The 6,790-nt window shown below is 71.6% G+C and carries 7 protein-coding genes; 4 read left to right on the top strand and 3 right to left on the bottom strand.

Annotation, left to right across the window (positions count from 1 at the left end; all coding sequences use genetic code 11):
• The 3 genes from JF597_RS00920 to JF597_RS00910 all read left to right on the top strand — a co-directional run.
• The coding region (locus JF597_RS00920; protein WP_293986777.1) for a DUF2264 domain-containing protein at positions 1-844 on the top strand (844 nt) is incomplete at its 5' end.
• Positions 845-868: 24 nt separating this feature from the next.
• Positions 869-2,845: a PE-PGRS family protein gene (locus JF597_RS00915; protein ID WP_293986775.1), complete on the top strand. Its 1,977-nt coding sequence runs from the start codon at positions 869-871 to the stop codon at positions 2,843-2,845.
• A 185-nt stretch (positions 2,846-3,030) separates the two neighbouring features.
• The gene (locus JF597_RS00910) at positions 3,031-3,489 is read left to right on the top strand and encodes a hypothetical protein (RefSeq protein WP_069763709.1); all 459 of its coding nucleotides are present in this window, start codon (positions 3,031-3,033) and stop codon (positions 3,487-3,489) included.
• Here JF597_RS00910 and JF597_RS00905 read toward each other — a convergent pair.
• The 3 genes from JF597_RS00905 to JF597_RS00895 form a co-directional block, all read right to left on the bottom strand.
• Positions 3,484-4,275, bottom strand: a complete 792-nt coding sequence (locus tag JF597_RS00905) for an alpha/beta hydrolase (RefSeq protein WP_293986770.1) — start codon at positions 4,273-4,275, stop codon at positions 3,484-3,486. The genes JF597_RS00910 and JF597_RS00905 overlap by 6 nt on opposite strands.
• Complete coding sequence (locus tag JF597_RS00900; protein ID WP_293986767.1) at positions 4,268-4,855, bottom strand: TetR/AcrR family transcriptional regulator; 588 nt, start codon at positions 4,853-4,855, stop codon at positions 4,268-4,270. The genes JF597_RS00905 and JF597_RS00900 overlap by 8 nt, the downstream gene beginning before the upstream one ends.
• A gap of 106 nt (positions 4,856-4,961) precedes the next feature.
• The gene (locus JF597_RS00895; protein WP_293986764.1) at positions 4,962-5,927 is read right to left on the bottom strand and encodes an alpha/beta hydrolase; all 966 of its coding nucleotides are present in this window, start codon (positions 5,925-5,927) and stop codon (positions 4,962-4,964) included.
• Between the two features lie 174 nt (positions 5,928-6,101).
• Here JF597_RS00895 and JF597_RS00890 point away from each other — a divergent pair, with 174 nt between their 5' ends.
• Positions 6,102-6,557, top strand: coding sequence for a MarR family transcriptional regulator (locus JF597_RS00890; RefSeq protein ID WP_293986761.1), 456 nt, complete (start codon positions 6,102-6,104; stop codon positions 6,555-6,557).
• Positions 6,558-6,790: the final 233 nt, after the last annotated feature.

Genomic DNA, 6,790 nt, shown 5'->3' with positions numbered 1-6,790 from the left:
CGGAGCCCTCAAGTACTTCCTGGACCGGGGCGCGGTGGACTCCCGCGGCCTGCTCACCCTCGGCTGGCACGGCCCCGACCCCGCTGTCCTGCAGGGCTACTCGGGTCCGGCGTCCCCGTACTGGGCGAGCAAGGGCTTCCTCGGCCTGCTCCTCCCGGCCGACCACGAGGTGTGGACGGCGGTGGAGGAGCCGGGCCCGGCCGAACGCACCGACGCGGTCACCTCGATCACCGCCCCCAACTGGCTCCTGCAGTCCACGAGTTCCGACGGCCTCGTCCGCCTCCACAACCACGGCAGCGAGGACGTCCGCTACGACCCGTACTACACCCGCCTCGCCTACTCCACGGTGACGGAGCCCTCGACGTCGTACGACAACAGCGTGATCGTGGACGGCGATCCGAGCCGTACGGAGATCGAGCCGCTTGGGGTGGGGGAGGGGTGGGCGGCCTCCCGGCACACGGCGGCCGGGGGTACGCGGGTTACCAGTGTCGTGCTCGCGCAGGGAGCCGTGGAGGTACGCGCCTTCCTCGTGGCCGGGGCCGAGCCGGGAACGTCGGTGCGGGTGACGGGGTGGGCCGCGCGGGAGGGCGTGCGGGATGGCGTGCGGGCCGAACTGCTGCCCGCCGTGGGCCTCGACGACGAGCTGAGCGGAGTGACCGGGGAAGGGGACACGCTGTTCGTCGCGCTCGCCCGACTCAGCGGTGACGCGGATGCCGTGCCGTTGGAGGAGGCGGTGACCGTACGGGCAGTAGGGACCGGTGAGTTGACGGTGGCGTGGAGCGGGGGCACCGAGGCACGGGTTCGGCTGCACGGCTCCGGAGTGGAAATCACCGCCGGGGACTGAGCCGTCTCGGGCAGTATGAGGATCATGAGTGGCGCAGACGAACTGGTCGAACTGCTGGGCCGGGCCGGGTTGGAGGTCGTGGGGGAGCGGCGGGTCGAGGAGGTGTCGCCGCCTCCGGTCCTGTGGCGGCATGTCATCGGGTCGGAGACCGAGCCGACCGTGGCGGTCCAGGACGACCGGCCGGATCTGGTCGCCGAACTCAACGCTCAATGGCACCAGTTGGCGTCCGACGCGGGGATCCTCAGTGGCGACGGGGTGTTCCTGATCGACTTCTCCGGTAACCAGGACCGGAGTTGGGTGCGGGTCCGGCTCACCGACGGCTGGGATCTCGCCGGAGTCCTGGGGCCGCGACCCGGGCAGCCGGAGTTCCTCACGCTGTCCCTGGACGGGGAGACGATGGTGGGCGCCACCACTGAGGAGTATGCGGTCTGGCTCGTCGCGGTCGACCGGCTGAGGGAGCGCCACGAGGAGGCCGCACGGGCGGCCGGAGCGGAGACACCGGAGGAGCGGGCGGCCGCGTGGGTGTCCTTGTTCGAGGGGCCGAAGCCCCTCGGGAAGCTGCTGGACGCATGGGCGGACGGACTCTCGCTCAATCCCGAAACCCCGAGGGATCTGTGGCCCCTCCTGGTGGGGCGGTCGTCGTACGCGCTGTACCGCGTGCTGCCGGCGGACGCCGTGGACGCCCTCCTGGCCCACCCGGACCGGGAGCTGCGGATGCGGGCGCTCGAGCTTCAGCCGAACATCACGCCCGAGCAGTGGGGCCGCGCGATCCTCGCGGAGCGGGATGAACGACAGCGGTGGATCCTCACCATGCTGGCCGCCGACTGCTCGGCAGAACTTCCCGAGGACGCGTGCCGGGGACTCGCTGCCGACCCGTCCCCGCGCGTCCGCTCCGAGACCGCCCGCCTCAAGGGTCTGCCCGCCTCCCTGTCGGTCGCCCTGGCCGCCGACCCCGACGGCGGCGTGCGCTACGCGGCCTGCACGGCGGCCTGGCCGCACCTCGACGCCCGGGCGCGGGGCGCGCTCCTGGCCGATTCCCACGACTTGGCGCGGGCGCGGGCGCTACTGATGCACCATCAGGAGCACCCGATGCCCCGGTCGGTGTTCGAAACACTGGACGTCAAGACGGACGCACTGGAGACCTGCCTCCTGGAGCGCGAGCTCGCCGAGCACGTGGCACGGCACGGGGAGTCGGCCGAGCGCCGCTCCCTGGCCCGCAACCCGGGGCTCGCCCAAGACCTGATCGGTCTCCTCGGTGAGGATCCCGACGCCGGCGTGCGGTTCGAGATCTCGACGCGAGCCGACCTCACCGAGGAACAACGGGCCCGAATCCTCTACGACTTCGATCCGGGCGGCCACTATTTCCCGCTCGACTGGGTCGTCGCCCTGCACGACGACCGGGACGCCATGCGCCGCCTGGCGGCCTCCTCCCACCCCCTGGTCCGCAGAAGCGTCGCCCGGGCACGGCACCTCCCAGCGGACGCCGTGGCCCGTCTCGCCGACGACGAGGACCGTGTCGTCCAGCTCTTCCTCGCCGAGTCCTGCGACGACGCGCCCGCCGACATGCTCATGCGGGTGTGGCAGTGGTGGGACGGCAGCCTCACCAGCCCGGACCGGCCGCGCGGCCACCCCAACTTCCCCCGCCACGACCTCCTGCGCTACGCCGACGACCCGGACCCCCGCATGCGCCGACTGGCCCTCGACGACCCGGAGTCCACGCCCGAGCTGGTCGAACGGTTCAGCCGGGACAGGAGTGAGGAGGTGCGCCGCCGGGCCGTCATCGACCCGCGGCTCTCTCCAACGGCCGCGGCACGACTGCTGGAGGACCCGCACGAACACATCCGTAGCGCGGCCGCTCGCCACCCCCACCTGCCGGCCCGCCTCCTGGTCCGGTTACTGCGGCAGGGCAACGGCTCCGCGGAGACCGCCGCCCGGAACCCGGCACTGCCGCCGGAGGTCATGCGGCGCATGGTCGAGCGGCTCGCACCACCCAGGGCTTGAGGCGGGCGATCCGCAAGCCCGTCGAGGTCGGTGACGCGCCCGTCAGCGGCTTCGCGTAGGACGGTATGACCGGGACGTACGCCCAGGTCGGCGTGCCGGAACGGGAGGACTGAGGCGGCCCGTGCCCGTCGGGGGACAACCACACTTCGGCCGGCACCGAAGCGACACCCGCCTAGCGTGCCCGCATGACCGAACACCCGCAGCAGACGCCCGACCATGCCGTGACCGGCATGGTCCACCACGTGCTGGTCCTCGCCGAGACCTGGACCGCCTGGGACGGCAGGCCCGTCCATGCCGACGACCGTGTCCACACCCCGCACAAGGCGATCCGCCGGGTCGCCGACCATCTCATCGACCACCTCGCCGAGTTGGAGGCGCGGCTCGCGGGCGAGACCCCGCAGCCCGACCACTGGCACGCCTCCACGACGACCACCGCGGCCGACCTCGCGCCCTTCACCCAGGAGGATCTGGACGAGGCCCGCAGCCGTCTCACCCGGCTCGCCCGCATCTGGGCCAACCGCCTCGATGCCCTCACCGAGCACCAGCTCGACCACTCACCCGGTGCGGGCTGGACCTTCCGCGAACTCGCCCTGCACCTCAGTGAATCCACGTACTACGCCGACGCGCTCGGCGACCTGTCATGACCGCACGCCGGTCCCGAGCAGCGTCCGCGTGAGCAGGTCGGCGAAGTCCGACGGGTGCTGGAGTATGCCGAGGTGACCACCGGGAAACTCGACGAAGTCGGCCTGTTGCGCCTTCGCGAGGAACTCGGCGGTTCGGTGGAGGAGGTGACCGCGGGAGTCGGTCCCGGCTCCGACGGTGAGGCGGGCCTGCGAGGGGCCCGCTTCGGGGACGTACGCCGTGAAGGGACCGAGGACATGCGCGAGGGCGAGCGCCATCGGGTTCACCAACTCCATCTCGCGACTCAGGGGTTGGCCCTCCGGAAGCTCCCCCACCGCCCGGTCCTCCAGTACGGCGGTCATCAGGGCGCCCGCCGCCGCGAGCCCCTTGGCCCGGTAGACGTCGCAGATCTCCCGGAACGCGGCCTGCTGCCGCGCCCCGTCCGGAAGCACCCCCACACACGGCGGCTCGTGCGCGACCACGTGCCGCAGCCGCTCCGCGTGCCGGGCGAGCAGATCGAGCGCGGCGATGGCCCCGGCGCTGGTGCCGAGGACGTACGCCGTCCCGCCCTCCGGAAGCGTCGCGTCGAGCACCCGCCGCGCACCGTCGCTCCAGTCCTGGACCCGCTGGTCCTCGACGGGTTCGCCGAGGCGGCCGTGGGCGAGGCCGAGGTGGTCGTAGGTGACGACGGTGAAGTGCGCGGCGAGCGACTCCGTCATCGGGCCGAGGCCCATCGGGTGTCCGGCGCCGCCGGGGAGCAGCAGCAGTAAGGGGCCGTGGCCGGTGATGTCGTAGTGCGGGTCAGTCATCGGTGTTCTCCTCTTGAGGCCAGTTCTCCAGTGCCACGTGCAGGGCGTCGACCGCCCTGTCCCAGGACTTCTGTACGTCGCGGGGGGCGCCGAAGCCGCCCGCCGACTCCAGGGCGCAGAAACCGTGGAAGGTGGCGCGCAACAGGCGTACCGCGTCGGTGAGATCGGGTTCGGCGAGGCCGTAGGCGCGGAGCATGCCGTAGGTGATCTCGGCGGTGCGGTGCAGCGCGGGGGTGCCGGCGATCAGTGACTGGTCGATCCGGATCTGCGTGGCCGCGTACCGCCCCGGTCGCTCCAGCGCGTACGCCCGGTAGGCGCCGGCGAAGGCGGCCAGCGCGTCCTTCCCGGCCCGCCCCGCCACCGCGACGGCGATCTGGTCGATCAACTCCCCGCCGGCGAGCAGGGCGAGCCGGGTGCGCAGGTCCTGGAGGCTCCTGACGTGCGAGTAGAGGCTCGCGTCCTTCACGCCGAAGCGTTTGGCGAGGGCGGCCAGGGTGATCTTCTCGAAGCCGATCTCGTCGGCGAGATCGGCGGCGGCCTCGGTGAGGCGGTCGGCGGTGAGACCTGCGCGGGGGGCCATGCGTACTCCATAAACCTAGGGCTCCTAGGCATAGTACTTGTCCCCATAGGAAAAGGCCCCGGACTTTTGGAGTCCGGGGCCTGGGCGTGCGGCGGCGGGCGGGAGATCAGGAAGCCGTGAACGCCGTACGGAGCGTGCTGACCGCCTGGGCGATGGCTGCCTCGGCGGCGTGGGTCCCGCGCAGGGCGTTGAGCATCACGAAGTCGTGGATGATGCCCTGGTAACGGACCGCGGTGACCGGAACTCCGGCCTCGCGCAGCCTGTTCGCGTACGCCTCGCCCTCGTCGCGCAGGACGTCGGCCTCCGCGGTGACGACCAGGGCCGGGGGCAGGTCGCGCAGCTGGTCGACGGAGGCGCGCAGGGGGCTCGCGGTGATCTCGGCGCGCTGCTTCTCGTCGGTCGTGTACTGGTCCCAGAACCAGTGCATGGCGTCGCGGCGCAGGAAGTATCCCTCGGCGAACTGGTGGTAGGAGCCGGTGTCGAAGCTCGCGTCGGTGACCGGGTAGAAGAGGACCTGCTGGACGAGCGGGACGTCCCCGCGCTCCTTGGCCATCAGGGTCAGCGCGGCGGCCATGTTGCCGCCGACGGAGTCCCCGGTCACGGCGATGCGCATGGCGTCCAGTCCCTTGGCAGCGCCCTGCTTCACGACCCACTGGGCGACCGTGTAGTTCTGCTCGACGGCGACCGGGTAGCGCGCCTCGGGGGAGAGGTCGTACTCCGGGAAGACGACCGCGGCGCCGGTGCCGACGGCGAGTTCCCGGACCAGCCGGTCGTGCGTGTGGGCGTTGCCGAAGACCCAGCCCGCGCCGTGGAGGTAGATCACCACGGGGAGGGGGCCGGTGGCGCCCGCGGGCTTCACGATCCGCGTCCGGACGGTGCCGGTCGGGCCGCCCTGGACGGTCACCCACTCCTCGTCGACGGCGGGCTTGGTGATCTCGCCCGACTGCACCTCGTCGACCGTCTTGCGGCCCTCGACGGGGCCCAGGTCGAAGAGGTACGGCGGGTTCGCGGTGGCCTCGGCGAAGGCCTGGGCGGCGGCTTCCAGTACGGGGCGGGGGGTGCTGTCGGTCATGACGATCTCCTCGGATCGGGTGCCGGGGACGCGCTCAGTCTGCGGGTTCGGCCGAGTGGCGGCATGTCGAGAACAGTAGCGCGCTATTCAGTCGTGCACAACTTGTTAGGGGTCGATAGAATCGAGAGGACTCGAAGCCGTACGGTGGAGGGCCCCGCGAAAGGAGCCGTTTCCGTGACCACATCCGCAGGCAGCAGGCCCGAGCAGACCCTGCTCCTTGACGACCAGCTGTGCTTCGCGCTCTACGCGGCGTCGCGAGCGGTCACCGCGCGCTATCGCCCGCTCCTCGACGAACTCGGGCTGACCTATCCCCAGTACCTGGTGATGCTGGCGCTCTGGGAGCAGGACTCGATCTCCGTGCGCGATCTGGGCACGGCCCTGCAACTGGAGTCCAGCACGCTGTCCCCGCTGCTGAAGCGCCTGGAAGCGGCCGGCCTCCTGCGCCGCGAACGCCGGCCGGACGACGAGCGTTCGGTGGCCATCCGGCTCACCGAGGAGGGGGCGGCACTGCGGGAGAGGGCTCGATCGGTGCCGTCCGCGATGGGGGACGCGATGGGGCTGACGCCGGAGCAGGATGCCGTGGTGAAGCAGCTGCTCCGGTTGATCACCAGCAATGTGATGGCCGACTGACCGTCACGGTCACTGTCCACTCCGTGACTCGTGTGCCTGGCCGACTCCCCTCCCTCCCGGGACGGTTGGGGCATGCACGCAGAGACCGATCTCCAACCTCCGGCCGTCGTCGGCACATTCACTCAGCTCTTCGCCTGTATCCCGCCCGGTGCCCGGCGGGCCCGGCGGCTCGTCTCCAACCGGATCGACGTCCGGGGGTACGCGCACGGCGGCGAACCGAACGAGGACGTCAC

Source organism: Streptomyces sp., from assembly GCF_019510245.1.
In the GTDB taxonomy this organism is placed as follows: domain Bacteria; phylum Actinomycetota; class Actinomycetes; order Streptomycetales; family Streptomycetaceae; genus Streptomyces.
Note: the sequence above shows the minus strand (reverse complement) of the source record. Positions and strands in the feature narration are given on the sequence as shown.